The 18,099-nt window shown below is 44.9% G+C and carries 17 protein-coding genes; 12 read left to right on the top strand and 5 right to left on the bottom strand.

Translation table 11 applies throughout. From position 1 onward, the window contains the following. The first annotated feature begins 18 nt into the window (after nt 1-18). The 6 genes from dnaE to R7Z78_RS10330 all read left to right on the top strand — a co-directional run bounded on the left by dnaE (nt 19) and on the right by R7Z78_RS10330 (nt 7,820). The gene (dnaE, locus tag R7Z78_RS10355; protein WP_005385364.1) at nt 19-3,498 is read left to right on the top strand and encodes a DNA polymerase III subunit alpha; all 3,480 of its coding nucleotides are present in this window, start codon (nt 19-21) and stop codon (nt 3,496-3,498) included. 46 nt (nt 3,499-3,544) lie between these two features. Beyond that, nucleotides 3,545-4,504, top strand: a complete 960-nt coding sequence (accA, locus tag R7Z78_RS10350; RefSeq protein ID WP_104975538.1) for an acetyl-CoA carboxylase carboxyl transferase subunit alpha — start codon at nt 3,545-3,547, stop codon at nt 4,502-4,504. Between the two features lie 107 nt (nt 4,505-4,611). Further along, nucleotides 4,612-5,922, top strand: coding sequence for a tRNA lysidine(34) synthetase TilS (gene tilS / locus R7Z78_RS10345; RefSeq protein ID WP_104975537.1), 1,311 nt, complete (start codon nt 4,612-4,614; stop codon nt 5,920-5,922). Nucleotides 5,923-5,992: 70 nt separating this feature from the next. Continuing rightward, entirely contained in the window at nt 5,993-6,307 is a 315-nt protein-coding gene (locus R7Z78_RS10340; RefSeq protein ID WP_017636043.1) for a c-type cytochrome, read from the top strand. A 188-nt stretch (nt 6,308-6,495) separates the two neighbouring features. Continuing rightward, nucleotides 6,496-6,834: a nitrogen regulatory protein P-II gene (glnB, locus tag R7Z78_RS10335; RefSeq protein ID WP_005380372.1), complete on the top strand. Its 339-nt coding sequence runs from the start codon at nt 6,496-6,498 to the stop codon at nt 6,832-6,834. A gap of 140 nt (nt 6,835-6,974) precedes the next feature. After that, entirely contained in the window at nt 6,975-7,820 is an 846-nt protein-coding gene (locus R7Z78_RS10330; protein ID WP_033905505.1) for an endonuclease/exonuclease/phosphatase family protein, read from the top strand. Between the two features lies 1 nt (nt 7,821). On the opposite strand, the gene R7Z78_RS10325 is transcribed toward R7Z78_RS10330, so the two are convergent. The 3 genes from R7Z78_RS10325 to gloB all read right to left on the bottom strand — a co-directional run bounded on the left by R7Z78_RS10325 (nt 7,822) and on the right by gloB (nt 11,101). Next, nucleotides 7,822-8,508, bottom strand: a complete 687-nt coding sequence (locus R7Z78_RS10325) for a YIP1 family protein (protein WP_005380375.1) — start codon at nt 8,506-8,508, stop codon at nt 7,822-7,824. After that, a complete protein-coding gene (locus tag R7Z78_RS10320; protein WP_005391819.1) occupies nt 8,505-10,088 on the bottom strand; it encodes a LysM peptidoglycan-binding domain-containing protein in 1,584 nt (527 codons plus the stop codon). Before R7Z78_RS10320 ends, R7Z78_RS10325 begins: the two co-directional genes overlap by 4 nt. Nucleotides 10,089-10,342: 254 nt before the next feature. Continuing rightward, nucleotides 10,343-11,101: a hydroxyacylglutathione hydrolase gene (gene gloB / locus R7Z78_RS10315; RefSeq protein WP_053304147.1), complete on the bottom strand. Its 759-nt coding sequence runs from the start codon at nt 11,099-11,101 to the stop codon at nt 10,343-10,345. A gap of 37 nt (nt 11,102-11,138) precedes the next feature. Here gloB and R7Z78_RS10310 point away from each other — a divergent pair, with 37 nt between their 5' ends. After that, on the top strand, nt 11,139-11,885 hold the full coding sequence (locus R7Z78_RS10310) for a class I SAM-dependent methyltransferase (RefSeq protein WP_017636046.1): 747 nt from the start codon (nt 11,139-11,141) through the stop codon (nt 11,883-11,885). Here the strand turns inward: R7Z78_RS10310 and rnhA are convergent. Then, the gene (rnhA, locus tag R7Z78_RS10305) at nt 11,882-12,346 is read right to left on the bottom strand and encodes a ribonuclease HI (RefSeq protein ID WP_005380384.1); all 465 of its coding nucleotides are present in this window, start codon (nt 12,344-12,346) and stop codon (nt 11,882-11,884) included. The genes R7Z78_RS10310 and rnhA overlap by 4 nt on opposite strands. A 59-nt stretch (nt 12,347-12,405) precedes the next feature. On the opposite strand from rnhA, the gene dnaQ reads away from it, so the two are divergent. The 5 genes from dnaQ (at nt 12,406) to R7Z78_RS10280 (ending at nt 16,221) form a co-directional block, all read left to right on the top strand. Further along, nucleotides 12,406-13,128 (top strand): DNA polymerase III subunit epsilon, encoded by a 723-nt coding sequence (gene dnaQ, locus R7Z78_RS10300; RefSeq protein WP_005380385.1) that lies wholly within the window; start codon nt 12,406-12,408, stop codon nt 13,126-13,128. 8 nt (nt 13,129-13,136) lie between these two features. After that, complete coding sequence (locus R7Z78_RS10295; RefSeq protein WP_104975535.1) at nt 13,137-14,387, top strand: TIGR03503 family protein; 1,251 nt, start codon at nt 13,137-13,139, stop codon at nt 14,385-14,387. Between the two features lie 224 nt (nt 14,388-14,611). Next, the gene (locus tag R7Z78_RS10290; protein WP_104975534.1) at nt 14,612-15,142 is read left to right on the top strand and encodes a hypothetical protein; all 531 of its coding nucleotides are present in this window, start codon (nt 14,612-14,614) and stop codon (nt 15,140-15,142) included. Between the two features lie 191 nt (nt 15,143-15,333). After that, a complete protein-coding gene (locus R7Z78_RS10285; RefSeq protein ID WP_017633769.1) occupies nt 15,334-15,726 on the top strand; it encodes a DUF1353 domain-containing protein in 393 nt (130 codons plus the stop codon). 84 nt (nt 15,727-15,810) lie between these two features. Next, nucleotides 15,811-16,221 carry a GNAT family N-acetyltransferase gene (locus R7Z78_RS10280; protein ID WP_005391824.1) on the top strand — a complete coding sequence of 137 codons (411 nt, stop codon included), beginning with the start codon at nt 15,811-15,813 and terminating at the stop codon, nt 16,219-16,221. Between the two features lie 73 nt (nt 16,222-16,294). Here R7Z78_RS10280 and R7Z78_RS10275 read toward each other — a convergent pair whose 3' ends face one another. Next, entirely contained in the window at nt 16,295-18,070 is a 1,776-nt protein-coding gene (locus R7Z78_RS10275) for a SulP family inorganic anion transporter (protein WP_005380390.1), read from the bottom strand. Nucleotides 18,071-18,099: the final 29 nt, after the last annotated feature.

The following is an 18,099-nucleotide window of genomic DNA, read 5'->3' as shown; positions in this document are numbered from 1 at the left end:
GTTACACGGTACCTGTTAATGTCAGATCCCAAATTCATCCACCTGCGTGTTCATAGTGACTTCTCGATGGTGGATGGCCTCAACAAAGTTCCGCCAATCGTAAAGAAAGTTGCTGAGCTCGGTATGCCCGCAATGGCGTTGACCGACTTTACCAACCTATGTGGTTTGGTGAAGTTTTACGGTACTGCGCATGGCAGTGGTGTTAAACCGATCATCGGTGCTGACTTTAAAATGCAGTCGGACGAGTTTGGTGAAGAGCTGACTCAAGTGACTTTGCTTGCGGCGGATAATGTGGGTTATAAGAACCTGACGTTATTGATATCAAAAGCGTACTTACGTGGACATGTTCAACACCACCCTGTGATTGATAAAGCCTGGTTGGCTGAAATGTCTGAAGGCTTGATTGTATTATCCGGCGGTAAAAGCGGGGAAATTGGTCGCGGCCTTTTGAAAGGCAACCGTCAAATAGTGCAAGGGTGTGTTGATTTCTATAAACAGCATTTTCCAGATCGCTTTTATCTTGAGTTACTTCGTACCGGTCGTCCAGATGAAGAAACTTATCTTCACTTTGCAGTTGAATTGGCAGAGCAGCAAGACTTGCCAGTAGTGGCGACCAATGAAGTTGTATTCCTGAGTCCAGACCTATTTGATGCTCATGAAATACGCGTAGCGATTCACGATGGTTACACATTAGAAGATCCGCGCAGGCCAAAAAACTACAGTCCGCAGCAATATCTTCGTACAGAAGAAGAAATGTGTGAGCTGTTTGCTGATATTCCTGAAGCGTTAGAAAACAGTGTCGAGATAGCGAAGCGTTGTAACGTGACTGTGCGCTTAGGTGAGTACTTCCTACCAGCTTTCCCAACCGAAGGGATGAAAGAGACTGAGTTCCTAGTCATGAAATCCCGAGAGGGGTTGGAAGAGCGTTTAGAGTTCCTATTTCCAGATGAGGAAGAGAGAAAACGTCGCCGCCCTGAATATGATGAACGTCTTCAGATAGAGCTAGATGTTATCAACCAAATGGGATTTCCTGGTTACTTCTTGATCGTAATGGAGTTCATCCAGTGGTCAAAAGATAATGGAATTCCTGTCGGTCCTGGACGTGGTTCCGGTGCTGGTTCTTTGGTGGCTTACGCACTAAAAATCACCGATCTGGATCCACTAGAATACGACTTGCTGTTCGAACGTTTCTTGAACCCAGAACGTGTTTCGATGCCCGATTTCGACGTCGATTTCTGTATGGATAAACGTGACCAGGTTATTGACCACGTTGCGGAAATGTACGGTCGTGACGCGGTGTCTCAGATCATCACGTTTGGTACCATGGCGGCAAAAGCGGTAATCCGTGACGTTGGCCGCGTATTGGGCCACCCATTTGGTTTTGTTGATCGTATTTCAAAGCTGATCCCGCCCGATCCAGGTATGACGCTAGATAAAGCGTTTAAAGCTGAACCTGCACTACCTGAATTGTATGAGGCCGATGAGGAAGTTAAAGAACTCATCGACATGTGTCATATTTTGGAAGGCTGTACGCGAAACGCCGGTAAACACGCTGGTGGTGTTGTAATTTCACCTACAACAATTACCGATTTTGCGCCAATTTATGCAGACGCTGAAGGTCACTTTCCGGTTACTCAATTTGATAAAAACGATGTTGAGACCGCTGGCCTAGTTAAGTTTGACTTCTTAGGTTTACGTACCTTAACCATTATTGACTGGGCGTTAGGGCTGATTAACCCACGCCTAGAGCGAGAAGGGAAAGAACCGGTTCAAATTGAATCCATACCGTTAGAAGACCCTGCCTCTTTCCGTTTGTTGCAAAACTCTGAAACGACAGCAGTATTCCAGCTTGAATCTCGAGGCATGAAAGAGCTGATCAAACGACTTCAGCCAGACTGTTTCGAAGACATTATCGCATTGGTAGCACTCTTCCGTCCGGGTCCTTTGCAATCGGGCATGGTAGATAACTTTATCGACCGTAAACATGGCCGAGAGGCGATCTCTTATCCAGATGAAAAGTGGCAACACGAGTCGCTAAAAGAGACGCTTGATCCAACCTACGGCATCATCCTGTACCAAGAGCAGGTAATGCAGATTGCGCAGATCTTAGCGGGTTATACGCTAGGTGGTGCGGACATGCTTCGTCGTGCAATGGGTAAGAAAAAGCCAGAAGAGATGGCAAAACAACGTGCTATCTTTGAAGAAGGTGCGATAAAGAACGGTATCGATGGCGAGTTGGCGATGAAAATCTTCGACTTGGTAGAGAAGTTCGCCGGTTATGGTTTTAACAAATCGCACTCTGCTGCTTATGCATTGGTTTCTTATCAAACTCTTTGGCTGAAAACACATTATCCTGCCGAATTTATGGCTGCGGTAATGACAGCCGATATGGATAACACGGAAAAAGTCGTTGGCTTGGTCGATGAGTGTTTCCGTATGAAGCTTACCGTGCTGCCACCAGACATCAACTCTGGCCTATATCGTTTTAATGTTGATGAAAATGGCGCAATTGTTTACGGTATTGGTGCGATAAAAGGGGTTGGTGAGGGCCCTATCGATGCGATTCTTGAGGCGAGAAATAAAGGTGGTCACTTTAAAGACCTGTTTGATTTCTGTGCTCGAGTTGATCTAAAACGCGTCAATAAACGAGTGATAGAGAAGCTGATTTACGCGGGCGCGTTGGATCGACTAGGCCCACACCGCGCGGCGATGATGGCGTCACTCAATGATGCGGTAAAAGCAGCAAGTCAACATCACCAAGCTGAAGCGTTTGGTCAAACGGATATGTTTGGTGTGCTAACGGATGCACCTGAAGAAGTAGAGCATAAGTATACGCAGGTTCCGCCTTGGCCAGAAAAAGTGTGGTTAGAGGGCGAGCGTGATACCCTAGGTCTATATTTGACAGGGCACCCAATTAACGCCTACGTAAAGGAACTAAACAAATACACCAGTTGTCGACTAAAAGACGCAACGCCCACTCGCCGCGATCAATCTGTCACGGTAGCCGGCCTGGTTATTGCCGCTCGTGTAATGACGACCAAGCGTGGTACACGAATTGGTATTATGACACTGGATGACCGAAGTGGTCGCATGGAAGTGATGTTGTTCTCAGATGCGCTGGATCGATACGCTGAACTTCTCGAAAAAGACAGAATTTTGGTCGTTTCTGGACAGGTCAGCTTTGATGACTTCAACGGTGGCCTTAAAATGTCGGCGCGTGAAGTTATGGATCTCGGCAGTGCGCGCGAGAAATACGCTCGTGGTTTGTCGGTATCGATAGATGCAAATCAGATCAACGATCAGTTTTTTGAGCAGTTCAGCCGTATTTTAGAACCGCACAAAGCCGGAACCGTACCCGTCAATGTATACTACCAGCGTGCCGACGCCAGAGCGCGGTTAACATTGGGCACCGAGTGGCGAGTTACGCCAAGTGATACATTACTCGACGATTTAAAACAGTTGCTTGGCAAAAGCCAGGTAGAACTCGAATTTAACTAAAAATTCAGCGCAATATGTTAGACGCTGAGTAAACAAGGATTCATAGATGAGCCTAAACTTTCTTGAATTTGAAAAGCCAATTGCAGAACTAGAAGCGAAAATTGAAGCATTACGTGATGTCTCTCGTCACGGTGGTGATTCTGCGATTGACCTGGATAAAGAAATCGAACAGCTTGAGAAGAAAAGCTTAGAGCTGAAGAAAAAAACCTTCAGTGACCTAGGTGCATGGGAAACAGCTCAACTGGCTCGTCACCCACTACGTCCTTACACGCTGGATTACATCCAACACGCTTTTGAGGAGTTTGATGAATTAGCGGGTGACCGCGCGTTTGCAGACGACAAAGCGATTGTGGGTGGCATGGCTCGCCTTGAAGGCCGCCCTGTGATGATCATTGGTCACCAAAAAGGTCGTGAGACCAAAGAAAAGGTGAAACGTAACTTTGGTATGCCGAAACCAGAAGGTTACCGTAAAGCGCTACGTTTGATGGAAATGGCAGAGCGTTTCAACATGCCGATTATCACATTTATCGACACGGCTGGCGCGTATCCAGGTGTGGGCGCAGAAGAGCGTGGTCAATCTGAAGCTATCGCGAAAAACCTAAAAGTGATGTCTGGTCTTAAAGTGCCAGTAATCTGTAACGTTGTTGGTGAAGGCGGTTCTGGTGGTGCACTAGCAATCGGTGTAGGCGACTACGTGAACATGCTTCAGTACTCTACGTACTCAGTAATTTCTCCTGAAGGTTGTGCTTCAATCTTATGGCGTGATTCAGACAAAGCGCCACAAGCGGCAGAGGCAATGGGTCTAACTGCTCCGCGTCTTAAAGAGCTTGAACTGATCGACGAAATCATTGAAGAGCCACTAGGCGGCGCTCATCGCGATCATGTTCAAATGGCAGCGAATATGAAAGCGACATTACTTCGTCAGCTAAAAGATCTAGAACAATTGGATGAAGAGACGCTACGTGAGCGTCGTTACCAGCGTCTAATGAGCTACGGTTACTGTTAATTTCGGTGATTGCTATTAAGCGTTAGCTGATATCTCAAGTGATAACAGTTAAAATAGAAAGGGTTGGATGAGAGTCCAGCCCTTTTTTTGTACCTATCGGATCGCTTATGGAATCGCTTTACCCGCATTTTGCTCAAGTTCTCGGCCGCTACTATCAATTAGGCACTAAGGTTGTCTTGGCGTTTAGCGGAGGAGTGGATTCACGTCTTTTACTCGAATTACTCAGTCGCTACCAACAGGCGCACTCTGTAGAGTGTCACGCTGTGTATGTGCACCATGGTTTAAGCTCGAATGCCGATAATTGGGCCGATAAATGCTTACTTTGGGCACAACAAGTGGGGATATCGTGCTCGATCGAGCGAGTGAGCTTAGACATCAGCAATGGTGAAAGTATTGAACTTCTTGCTCGTGAAGCTCGCTACCAAGCCTTAACTAAGTACATTCAAGAAGGCGATATACTGTTGACTGGTCAACATGCCGACGATCAAATAGAGACTTTTCTCCTTGCGCTTAAGCGCGGCAGCGGGCCTAAAGGGTTATCTTCGATGGCGGAGAGTATGCCGTTTTCTTGCGGATCTCTAGTTCGACCATTGCTTACTATCAAGCGGAAGACCATCGAAGAAGCCGCTACTAAATTAGGCTTGGAGTGGGTGGAAGACGAAAGCAATCAAGATACCCGTTATGATCGTAACTTTCTTCGTCATTGTGTTATTCCTGAATTGTCTGGTCGCTGGCCGAGTATCCATCAAGCGGTTCAGCGCAGTGCAAGTTTATGTGCTCAACAAGAAGCGCTATTGGATGAACTATTGAGCGCGGTGTTTGAACGCGCTTTACAAACGGATCTTAGTTTGAGTATTGAAGAACTGGCTAAGCACAGTGAATTAGCGCGTGCGCGCTTGATTCGTATGTGGCTAGCTAATCTTAATACTAGTATGCCGACTCAGGTACAACTCAATCTCATCTGGAATGAAGTGGCATTAGCTCAGCAAGATGCCAACCCCAAACTACAACTTAAACAAGGTGAAGTGCGCCGTTTTCGAAATCGTCTCTATTGGGTAACGGAAATCGCTGACGTCACTGAGTGGCAAAGTACGATTCAAGTCGATACCGTTTTATCGCTTCCAGAGCGGCTAGGGGAGCTGACCTTAACGACGAGTTCTAGCAACGCAACGATTGCGCTTCCGAGTCAGCCAGAGTTGCTTCGCGTGACCTTTAATCCGGAAGGCTTATCAGCGCATCCAACCACGCGTAATCACAGTCGAAAACTGAAGAAGTTGTTCCAAGAATACAATGTGCCAAGCTGGCTGCGTCGTCAAATTCCGATTTTGATGTATCAAGACCGAGTCGTTGCTGTGGCAGATCTGTTCGTTGATCAGGCGTTTAATGGTCAAGATTGTGAACTTATTTGGCGCAGGTAATGAAAATTCATGCCACAATGTCGATTATAAAATATAAAAATCCTTAAATAATAATTGATTAGGTGAAGCAATGAAGAAAACAATCATGGGCGCAATGGTGGCGCTAACCATGTTCAGTGGGCAAGCTCTAGCTGCGGGAGATGCTGCAGCAGGTCAAGCAAAGTCGGGAGTATGCGCGGCGTGTCATGGCGCTGATGGTATTGCTGTCATTCCGGGTTACCCAAATCTGAAAGGGCAAAATGAGCAATATATTATCAGTTCAATTAAAGCTTATAAAAATAAAGAGCGAACAGGTGGACTTGCTGCTGTGATGCAAGCTCAAGCTTCATTGTTGTCTGATGAAGACATCGCTAACCTAGCGGCTTACTACGCAAGTTTGAAGTAAACGTGAGCCTGAAGTAAAGCTTGGACGATTGGGCATTGAGCAGTCCTCATTGGGTTTTATCAACTCACGATATTCGCTATGTTAATTTGCTCAGCCTGGATTTTCGCTGGTGGAGCAGAGACAAACATTGAATGTTGCGAAACGCTAAACGATAATAAGCGCAATCGATTGAAGCTTAAGGGATGAACATGAAAAAAATTGAAGCGATTATCAAGCCATTTAAACTGGATGATGTTCGAGAAGCGCTAGCTGAAGTTGGCATTACAGGGATGACTGTCTCTGAAGTGAAAGGCTTTGGTCGCCAAAAAGGTCACACCGAGCTTTACCGTGGTGCAGAGTACATGGTGGACTTTCTACCTAAAGTGAAGCTCGAAATCGTTGTAACGGAAGATGTGGCTGATAAATGCGTAGAGACAATCATTGAAACCGCGCAAACTGGTAAGATTGGTGATGGTAAAATATTTGTCACTGATATTGAGCGTGTGGTTCGTATTCGTACTGGTGAAGAAGACGAAGACGCGATCTAAGGTTTCTTGTCACCTGTTTCGTATTTATTATGCTAAAAGGGAGCCAAGTGGCTCCTTTTTTGTTGTTTGCTTATTAGTGAAATCATTTAACCCGAGATTTGTTGTTCTAGATTTTGGGTGCCTACATTCAGGTTTGTCGTATGTTTAAGCGTTTTTTTCTGGCGTTAGCTTTTCTCGTAATGGCGGTATTGGTTGGCTTCCAGGTTATTTTCACCGTACCAGATCAGCCGCAAATTATTACTCAAACAGGTACCGAGCTGACACAAGATATCAGGTGCATCGAATTTAGCGATTCAAAAGCTCTCGATCATGACGGCAAAATCAATGTGCTTGTCTGGAATATCTACAAACAGAACCGGGCTAATTGGCAACGTGCACTCGATGAGTTTTCTGCTGATAAGCAGTTACTGTTATTGCAAGAAGCCAGCATGACACCATCATTTAAACAGTGGTTGGTGGATGGTCGCTGGGTTAGTAATCAAGTGAGTGCTTTTAAGGCGCTGGGTAGCGGTGCCGGTGTAATTAGTATTGCTCAAGGGCAACCAGAAAAAGCCTGCGCTTACACCTCTAAAGAGCCGTGGCTTCGCTTACCTAAGTCTGCATTATATAGCCAGTATCACTTGAGTAATGGCGAGAAACTCGCAGTGGTGAATGTACATGCGATTAACTTCACCGTGGGTACAAAAGAGTATGTATCTCAGTTAACGGCGCTTGAAATGCTTTTAAAGCATCATGTGGGGCCAATTCTATTTGCTGGAGACTTCAATAGCTGGAGTGAATCTCGCGTTAATGCGATGAGGCAGGCCTTAAAGGCTGCGGACTTACAAGAGGTGACGTTCTTGCCGGATCATCGAGTCCAATTTATAACAGGGTTACCACTGGACCATGTGTTTTACCGAGGTCTGACGCTTAAGTACGCAAAAGCGCCGCAGAGCGACGCTTCCGATCATAACCCATTGTTATTGTCATTTACGTTAAATGACTAGCTTAGGTTACCACAATATAAAGTGCCCAAATAACGTAGAAGAATACCCATGGCAGGCTTGCAATCACCAAAGCTTGGCCACGTTCAAACTCCGTCCACGTCAGTACAACGCCGTAGCCGAGCACAATGTACCAAGGCAGAAGCAAAGGTAACGAGCTAGCGAAATGAGACCATTCGTTAGTAAGAGGCAGCTTTAATAGACCATTGAGGCTATTTAAATCGGCAGCGTAAGTCATTACCTGACCATGCTTGAGTAGCAAGCTCGCGTAACTTGCTACATCGCCCAATACTGCTGGGAATAAGATAGCACACGATGCGGCAAACCATTTCCAGTAACCGTATTGTTGTTTGCTTGCCTTTGTTGCAAGAAAGAACCAAAGCGCGAGCAATAGTAAGGTGGCAAAGCGGTTGAATACATCATTGATGATCGCGCTTGCCATTAGCGTGTTTGGTTCTAATAGCTCAATCTGCTTCGGGTCGATTTGCTGAAATTGCGCAGCAAGTTGGTCACTGAGCCACGTGAAATCGACATTCGAAAAGTAAGCACCCCAGAATAAAAACGGACTAAGCATCAGGAAGATGAACGGTTGCCATCCCCATCCACCGCGTTGATAAAGCGCGAGAAAACAAGATGTTGGAGAACGAAAAATGTCCAACAGCATCACAAGTGGATTGCTTGATGGGTTCATACACTTACCTTCGTTACGTCAACGTACAACTTAAGCTTTTGACCTGGTTGTAAGTATTTTTTCTTGTGTAGCGAGTTCCATTTCACGATGTCGTTCGTTTTTACTTTGAACTTGCTTGCAATGCCGCTAATGGTGTCGCCAGAGCGAACGTTGTAGAAAACGGTACGGATCACAGAACCTTTGTCTGAGTCCTTCCATATCACTAGCTTTTGACCCACACGCAATGGATCTTTAGGGCTCATACCATTCCATTTAGCTAATGATTTATACGACACTTTATTGTTACGTGCGATTGACCACAAACTTTCTCCAGACTGAACGACATGGGTGAGCTTGAGTTGACCACGAGCACGAGATTGAGTCTTGTTTAATCGGTTTTGTGCCGTTAATGCGTATTTTGCATCGTCTTTTGTTGATGTAGGAATCAACAGGTATTGACCAATACGAATGTTGTTATTCGATAGGCCGTTGGCACGCCGAATGACTTTCGTGGTTGTGCCGTATTTATTAGCTAGCACGCTTAAAGAGTCGCCAGATTTCACCTTGTAGCGAGCGACCTTCATCCCTTTACCGCGATTTTTCTCCACCTTGGTGAGAAAAGTCTCTTTTTTCTCTACGGGAATCAAAAGTTGGTGCGGCCCCTCAGGCGCTGTCGACCACTGGTTGTATGCTGGGTTGTAACTCTGCAACTCTTTTACGCTAATGCCGGCATAATCTGCGGCAATAGCCAGATCTAACTGCTCTTCTGGATCAACAAGCGTTAGAACAGGCTTGTTTGGAATTGCAGGAATATTAAGTCCGTACTTGTCTTGGTTTGCGATAACGTCAGCCAAGGCCAATAGCTTAGGAACGTAACTGCTGGTCTCTTTTGGTAAGTCTAATGAGAAGAAATCGATAGGTTTACCGAGCTTTTTATTCTTACGAATTGCGCTAGAAACTCGGCCTCCACCGCTGTTATAAGCGGCGATTGCATGTTCCCAGTTACCATCAAAACGCTCGTTTAGTTGTACTAGGTAGTCCAGCGCTGCATCCGTTGCTGCTGCCACATCTCTGCGACCGTCATACCAGTAGTTTTGCTCTAATCCCATCATTTTTCCGGTGCCTGGGACAAATTGCCACAACCCAGCCGCGCTACCATGTGAGTAGGCAAAGGCATCGAATGAACTTTCCACTACAGGAAGTAATGCAAGCTCCATTGGGAGTCCGCGCTCTTCGATACGTTTTGTGATCATGTATAGAAAAGGGGTAGCACGCTTAGATACCGTGTAAAGGTGATTTGGGTGCTTTAAATACCACGTACGGTAGTAGTCCACTTTCTTGTGGTTTGGGATATCCATGTCCAGCTGCATGGCGATACGTTGCCACACATCTTCTTGTTCTTGGGGGGAGAGAACTTTAGGCGCGTCGTTAGCGGATTTTTTTGCTAGTGACGATTTATTGCCCGGTTGAGCTTTTACTGCATTTTGCTTTGCAGTCTGCTCAGATTTATTGGTTTCTGGTGTAGAAGACGTTGAATCTGACTGAGTCAATTGACAGCCAGATAATAACAACGCCAACGCCCAAGTATACTTCAAACGCATGGATTCAGCCTATTTAGGGCCTTTTTATCTTCACCTGCCTGTCGCGCAACGTAATGTGCGTGGCAGTCGCAAGATAATAGACATCTTTTAAACACTAACTAATTTATAGAGGCAAAGAGCTTCTAATTATGCAATGGGGAGAAATTCAAATAGATTTATATCAACCCCAAACGTAAGAGAAGCGCCAGTGGCGCTTCTCGAAAAATCAGTCCCTGATAATACTGGGGTCTTGCAAACTTACAAGCAGAAAATGGTTAAAATTCGTTCTTCCACTCGCGTAAAGCAGTAAAAACCGAGCATGGATCGCTATTTTTAATGCGACTAGCAACAGATTGAACCACGTCAGGGTTAGAGGTTCGCAAGAACGGATTAATCCACTTTTCTTTGCGTATTGTTGTTGGAAGTGTCGGAATGTTGAGTGCTCGCAGTCGGTTTACATCGTCGCGATATTGGCGAAGTTGCTCATTGTCAGGTTCAACCGCTAGAGCAAACGCCACGTTACTCGCGGTGTATTCATGCGCGCAGAAGACTTGAGTTTCTTCTGGTAGAGACGTTAGTTTGCTCAGTGATTCAAACATTTGCTCAGGCGTACCTTCAAAAATACGACCGCAGCCAGCAGAAAAGAGCACATCACCGCAAAACAGTTTTCCGTCTCCAACGTAACCGATATGGCCCAAAGTATGGCCTGGTAACCCAAGTACTAAGAAAATCTCACCAAACAACTCCAGTTTGTCGCCTTCTTCCATTGGTGTTGTTAGGGTTGGAATTGGCTCTGATTTTGGGCCCACAACGGCGACTTCGGGAAAGGCACGCACTAAGTCTGGAACGCCACCAATGTGATCGTTGTGGTGGTGCGTAATTAAAATCGCTTCTAAAGTTAATTCGTTAGCCTGCAGAAATTCTAATACTGGCTTCGCATCGCCCGGATCAACGACTGCGCAGCGCTTATCGTTATTTTGTATCAGCCAGATGTAATTATCATTAAATGCGGGTATGCTTTTGATCTCTAACACGATTCGTTCTCCGTCACCCATTTTAGTCAGGTGGTTAATGAAACCAGCACTCAGCAACAAAACTATACCACACCCGTCGACTTGGTCAGCAATGAACAACGGTCCGTGGGTGCTTGAGTCAATCCAGACCCGACTTGATGAATGGTGCCCGAAACTCTTCGGCTACCATATGCTCAAACTGGGCGGGTTGAGCTGTGAGCTAACCAGCTGTAATTGTAACATTCAACACCAAGTCAACGTAGATATCCAGAACCCGTTGCATAATGTGATTGCAGATGGTTACGAATTGCCCTTTTTGGAAAAAAGCTTTGATGTTGTGATACTCGCTCATCAGCTCGACTATGCAAGCGATCCACACCGTTTGTTGCGTGAAGTCGATAGAGTGATGATGGATGATGGCTATGTAATTATTACTGGATTCAACCCATTAAGCTTGACTGGATTAGCGAGTTTACTTCCATGGCGTAAACATAATTTGCCTTGGAGTGGACGAATGTTTACGTCGAACCGCATCAAAGATTGGTTAGGGTTACTTAATTATCAAGTGATTCATTGTGATCGTTATGCGCTGTTTCCGATGAAACGTTACCGTACGATGTGGACATGGTTGGAAAATAGTCTTGGTGATTGGGCATCACCCGCTGGGAGTTTGTATTACATCGTCGCGCGGAAACGGACATACCCTCTCAAGCCTATCAAACCGCATTGGCGCTTGAAGAAAAAGCTCACACCACTTGGGGTGATGAATCGAGAGGGTAACACTATGAGGAAAGAATCTCGCTAAGAGGGTTGGTAACCTGTATCTTCCTCAGTTGGGTTTTCTGCAGCAGTCCGGGCTAGCTCATCACACATTTCGTTCTCACGATGGCCCGCGTGGCCTTTTACCCAATGCCATTCAACTTGATGGCGTGCGGTTTCTTTGTCTAGAGCTTGCCATAAATCGGCATTCTTCACGGGTTTTTTATCCGCTGTTTTCCAACCACGCTTCTTCCAGTTATGGATCCACTGAGTAATACCTTGGCGCACATATTGGCTGTCAGTCGTTAAAGTGACTTTACAAGGTTGTTTTAACGTCTGTAGCGCGACGACAGCCGCCAACATTTCCATGCGGTTGTTGGTAGTTAACGTATAGCCTTTGGAAAGTGTCTTTTCTACGTCTTTGTAACGCAATACTATGCCGTAACCACCTGGTCCTGGGTTACCTAAACAAGAACCGTCAGTGAAAATCTCAACGTGTTTGGTCATATTTTTTGGTACTATTAGCCGAAACATTTAATAAAGCATAGTCTGACATACATAACCTTATGAATACCAGCAGCAATTCTGAATATAACCGCATTGTCGTTCTCGATACCGAAACCACAGGTATGAACCGCGAGGGTGGTCCTCACTACATGGGACACCGCATTATTGAAATCGGTGCCGTGGAGATCATCAACCGTAAGCTGACTGGTCGTCACTTCCACGTTTATTTAAAACCCGATCGTGAAATCCAACCAGAAGCGGTTGAAGTTCACGGTATTACGGATGAATTCTTGGTTGATAAACCGGAATACGCGAGCGTGCACCAAGAGTTTCTTGAGTTTATTAAAGGCGCAGAGCTTGTTGCCCACAACGCGCCCTTCGATACCGGCTTTATGGATTACGAGTTTGGCATGCTCGATCCTAACATCGGCAAAACGGACGACTACTGCAAGGTGACCGACACCCTTGCTATGGCGAAGAAAATCTTCCCTGGTAAGCGAAACAACCTTGATATCTTATGTGAACGTTACGGTATTGATAACTCGCACCGTACTCTCCACGGAGCTTTGCTCGATGCGGAGATTCTAGCCGACGTTTACCTCTTTATGACGGGTGGTCAAACGAGTCTAGAATTTAACGCGAATAAACAAGAGGGTGGAGTAGAAACCATTCGTCGTATTGAAGGAAGAAAAGCGCTAAAGGTTTTGCGCGCAAGTGCCGATGAACTAGAAGCTCACCAAAAAAGATTAGAGTTGGTGAACGACTGTATTTGGCATCAATAGGAGAAGCTATGTTGAGGGCTTTGTTGGTCGCGTTTTTAGCGATATGGAGTAGTCTCTCGAGTGCTGCGAGTGAATCTACAATGTCTTTGTTAGACAATCGCTTTCGAGTTGATCCAACCATCGAGCAGATCACGTTTTTGGTTTATCGTGAGCAAAGTTCTCAGCCAGTTGTTTTAGTCCGTCCTGACGGTAAAAAATACTATGCTTGGGGCTCTTACGACAATGTACGTTGGTATCAAGAAGCCTCACTCGATATTATTTCCGTTGATAACCCTATGCCAGGTCCATGGCAGGCTGTGGGGAAAGTTACGCCTAAAAATAACATCCGCTTAATTTCTCACCTAAAGCTCAGTACGGATCTGTTCCCAAACCGATTATATAATGGGGAAGCGCTTAAGTTTACAGCTCGCCTGACCTCCGACGGCAAACCTCTTGTACTGCGTGACTTCCTTGATCGCGTGAATCTGCGCGTGACATTTACCAAGTTTGTCGAAAATGAAGATGAGCTGATCAAAGAAGCACGTCCAGTGCCGATGGTTGTGGGTGAGTTTTCTGATGACGGCCGAGGCTTGGATGAAAAAGCTGGGGATGGAGTGTTCACGGTTCAGCTCCCAATAGACGTTGAGCCTGGTAAGTACCGCGCGCGCATCACGTCTGGCAATGGCGTATTCTTACGAGCGCAAGAACAAGTCATCTTGGTTTATCCGAACCCAATCTCTCGTACTTTTATTCAGGCTCGTAATCCCGATAAGCCACACCAATTAGTGGTGAGTGGCGAGCAAGGTATGATTGCACCAGGCTCTATAGCTGTCACAGTGAAAAAGGACGCTCCCGATGGTTTCATTAGTTACAGCCAAGGACAGGTCTCTAAAGATGGAATGAGAGTTACGTTGAACCTCAATAACGATGCTGAGCTTGGTAAGTACGCCTGGCGCGGCGAGATCTTTGCCACTGATTTTGCAACCCAGCGCTCGTTGGTGTTTCCTATCCCAGAGCAAACCTTCAGTGTTGTTGATGAAGTTGATCTAGAAGCTGCTCGAATTGCAAAAGAAGCTGAATTAGCCGAACAGCGCCGTATTGAAATGGAAAAGCAAATTATCGCTGAGCGAGAGGCTGAGCGTAAGCGCAGCATGATTATTATCGCGGTGGGTAACGTGATAATGCTGCTGATTGTGATCATTGCATGGATAGTCTGGCGCAAAATTAAAGCGAAGCGCGATGCCATGCCAGAGATGCAATTAGAAGTACCAAAGAAATAGTAGTAACACACACATAAAGCGAGAAACGGAGCCAATCGGCTCCGTTTTTTTTCAAGTTATCAAATTGGAAGAAGAAAAATGGATAAATTATGAATATTTAAGTTTACTGTACTCAAATATATGTTTGGGATTTTATATAAATAATATATCATTTTTACTTTCTAAATTGGTTGCATTTTTAATGTGACTAACTTTCAAAATAATCAATTAAAGATAAAGAAATAATGAATAAAATTTTAGCTTTTTTTTGTGCAGTGATAATTGTAGGTTGCTCTTCTATTGATAATGGTATTAATAATTCAGATGCGGGAAGTAATAATTTAAAATCACTTGATACCTTCACTTTTGATCCCTTAAGTAAAATCCAAAAAGTAGAAATACCAACTTATTATGATGGCTTGTTTGATACAGCAAGACCCTATTTAGATGAAATGTACCCTTACACTTATGTCAGTAAACCTCAAGCATACATAATTGATGACGAGATTATTTCTTTTGCTCCCTGGTTTCCTGTCGAAGGAAGGTTTACGGTTTTTCCAACCGCTCACTATATAGTTATAACTCAAGAAACCGAGAGTGGCTTAGTCTCCGCACGATTTAATCATGAACAAGTAATTAAGCTGTTAAGTGAAGAGTATAAAATTACTGAGCATACAAGTCCGTTTTTTCATTATGTTCTAGAGGTTTCTCCAAGTGAACAAGCCAATTTTGTAGAAGATATCCATAAAAAATTGAGTAGACTTCCTTCAGAATAAGGATTGCTGGTTGAATTTTGATCAATAAAGTCAGGGATTCTGGCTTTATTGATTGCATGGAGTTCTATTTATATTGATTTGGGCTTTGTAATAGGTAGTACGCCATAATAACAAGAGCCGATCTTGTAGGGTTTCTGGATAAATATTCAGCTGTGCGTGATAAATAAGAATAAGTAAACGCGAGGTCTCTGATGAAATACAAAAAGCGTCAGAAGTATAAATACACTCTCCATTCTGAAGAAAAGATTGAGACTCACATTTCAGTGAGTAACGCGTATGACAGCCCTTTTCTTAGTTTGTCCAAACAAGGCGTGTTAACGATTAAAAAGGGCTATGCATGGGATGGAGCGAGTGGGCCAGCGTTAGACACAAAAAACATTATGAAAGCTTCTTTAGTACATGATGCTCTTTACCAACTCATGAGGGAAGAGGTGTTGCCTCAAAGTGCTCGAAAGCATGCGGATACGTTGTTGAGAGAAACATGTTTAGAAAAAGGAATGTCTAGCTTCAGAGCAACTTATATCTATTATGGCGTCAGAGTTGTCGGCGGGTTCTTTTCTAGACCCGATACTTTGTGTGCTTAATGGGAACATCTTTCCAACGTTTAACTGTTTATTTATACAGTTTAGTTATGTAAGCTCCAAGGTGATACAAAGGAGTAGTACATAATGACAATAAGATATGAAGAGCATGTGCCAAGCCCGAAAGAATACTGTGATATGCGTATCAAAGCCGGGCTATCACCCAAATCGTTGAAAGCTGCTGAAATTGGTCTACCCAATTCGTTATATGGCGTATCTGTTCGGGATGAAGGAAAGCTCATTGCAATGGGGCGGGTTGTTGGTGACGGGGCGTGTAACTTCGAAATTGTCGACGTTGCCGTTGATTCTGATTATCAAGGTAACGGTTTAGGTAGAAAAGTCATGGAATACATCGACGGTTATCTTTCTTCTGTTGCACTTGAAGGCTCTTACGTTTCTATGATTGCTGATGAACCGGTCTTTTACGAAAAGCTTGGTTATAGGCTGGTGGCTCCTAAAAGCCAAGGGATGACAAAAAAGTTTAAGCCAAAGGCATAACACGTATTCAGCTGTGAAGATAAGCACTAGAAAACAGGAGTTTAATTTCCTGTTTTCTATATTAAATTTCTATTTAAGCCACTTCTGGAATTGGTTTGGGTGGCTGCTCTAAATCAGGCTCTTTTTGAACAGTAGGAATTTGTCCCTCACCCACAGCACTGATGTAACAGCCACTAAGTTTAATGGCAAGGTACATATCAGCTCGCAGTAAGATGCCTCCTTCACTGGTGCTGATACCAGTAAGCTCACACCATTGACGAAGACGTCGTTTCCTTCCTGCGAGGATTAAGCGTACGCCTCTCTTTTTCAAAGTATTGTGAATATCTGCCAGTGTTGCCATCACACTGAGATCCAAGTGAGTAAAGCTCGACACGGCGTCGATGACAACGCAACTTGCGTCTTTGTGATGCTCTGCCTGCTCTAACACTCTACGTTTAAAGTAAGGAGCATTGAAGTAAGTTAGCGGTGAGTTAAAGCGGTAAATCACCATTCCAGGAATAGGCGAAGCTTTTCCTGAGTCGTCGATGGTCCGAATGGTGCCTTTTTCATCCAAGCCAAGTAGCTGATCACTCGGCCGCATGACAATACGTAAAAATTGAAACAGCCCTAGCAATACCGCCAAAGTGATCCCCGGTATTACACCCACGATCAACACAGAAATAAAAGTAATGATGGCCAGATAAAATGCATCTTTGTCACGAGATTTTAATTTCCAAATTGCTTTAAGATCGAGCAGCGATAGGGACGCAATGATCAATACAACACCAAGTGAAGCGATAGGGATGAACTGTAAAGGCTCGTAAATAAATACCGCAATAATGGCAATGGTGATTGCGGCGACAATCGAAACTAATTGAGATTTACCGCCATTTGCATCATTGACGGCTGTGCGTGAGTCAGCGCCGCTTATTGCGAAACCTTGTGAAAACGCTGAGGCAATGTTGGCAAAACCCAACGCCTGAAACTCTTTATTTGCATCAATATCATAACCGTTTTTAGCCGCGAAACTGCGGGCGGTGAGCATCATGCTAACAAAACTGACAATCGCAAGGTTGAGCGCCGGGACTACTAGTTCACGAACTTCACCTAGCTCAAATTCCGGTGTTTGAAACTGAGGGAAGCCACCTTGAGTGAGTCCGACAACCGATACGCCCATCTCTTGTAAATGGAAAAACCAAACTGACGCAGTAGTTACGAGGATCGCCAGCATGGCAGCAGGCCAAGTTGGTCGGTAGCGTTTGGTGAGCAAATAAACGACAACTGTCACGATACTCAGAGTTACAGTAGGCCAATGAAGATCGGTTAATCGTTGTGGAGCTTCCCATAAACGTTCCAGCAAATAACGTTGCTCGTATTTCAAACCGACTACTTTCGCAAACTGACCAACGATAATTGTGAGAGCAACACCGTTGAGTAGACCCAAAAGAATCGGGCGAGAAAGGAAATCTGCAAATACTCCTAGCTTGAAACGACTTGCCAGTACACACCAAATCCCCGTCATCGCTGTCATGGTCATAACCAACTGCCAATGTTTTGTGGGGTCACCTGCGGCAAGTGGTGTCACAACAGCAGCGATCACTGCACAGGTTGCTGCATCGGGTCCGACAATGAGTTGTCGAGATGTGCCCATCATGGCGTAAACCAACATTGGCAGTACACACGAATACAGACCGACAATTGCGGATACACCAGTTAACTGTGCATAAGCTATGGCAACTGGCAGTGCAACCGCGACAACAGAAAAGGCGGCTCTAAAGTCGTTAACAAACCATTCTTTTTGATAATGCTTAAGCTGAACAAGCCCTGGGAACCACTGTGCGAGTAATATTTTAGCCAACGGATTTACCATATATGTGAGTGAGTTACTTAAAGTATACA

This window comes from Vibrio sp. 1167, from assembly GCF_033340375.1.
Taxonomy (GTDB): Bacteria; Pseudomonadota; Gammaproteobacteria; order Enterobacterales; family Vibrionaceae; genus Vibrio; species Vibrio alginolyticus.
Note: the sequence above shows the minus strand (reverse complement) of the source record. Positions and strands in the feature narration are given on the sequence as shown.